This window comes from Peribacillus sp. SIMBA_075, assembly GCF_046534585.1.
Genome location: NZ_JAWRYN010000158.1, coordinates 1 through 406, shown reverse-complemented (window position 1 = coordinate 406; position 406 = coordinate 1). Strand labels below are relative to the sequence as shown.

1 protein-coding gene is annotated in these 406 nt (G+C 68.7%); it reads left to right on the top strand.

Features of this window, described 5'->3' with window-relative positions; translation table 11 throughout:
• Window positions 1–214: 214 nt before the first annotated feature.
• A partial coding sequence (locus SB775_RS27595) for an NADPH-dependent FMN reductase (protein WP_410864326.1) occupies window positions 215–406 on the top strand: 192 nt, incomplete at its 3' end.

The following is a 406-nucleotide window of genomic DNA, read 5'->3' as shown; positions in this document are numbered from 1 at the left end:
CGATCTCCCGGCGCGATGCCTCTCCGGCCCGGATCCGGAAGTCCACGAACTCGTCCAGCAGCATGATCCTGCTCCCCTCCTGCTCGCCGTGCGTCCGCATCGGCGATGACTACAGCCTTCTCGCTAAGGCCCCCCGCCAGCATCGGGAGGATGCCCTATTCCGGTCCCCGGGGGCGGCTTAAGGGGCTTCACGGGATGGCGGGGCGGGGGCAGCATGGGCCCCATGGCGACGATCAACCAGCTCCAACCTCCCTACTCCGTCGGCTACTTCGTGGGCAGCCTCTCGGCCCAGTCGGTCAACCGCACGCTCTCGCGGGCGCTGATCCGGCTGGCTCCCTCCGAACTGGTCTTCACCGAGATCCCGATCGGCGGCCTCCCGCTCTACAACCGCGACCTCGACGCGGAC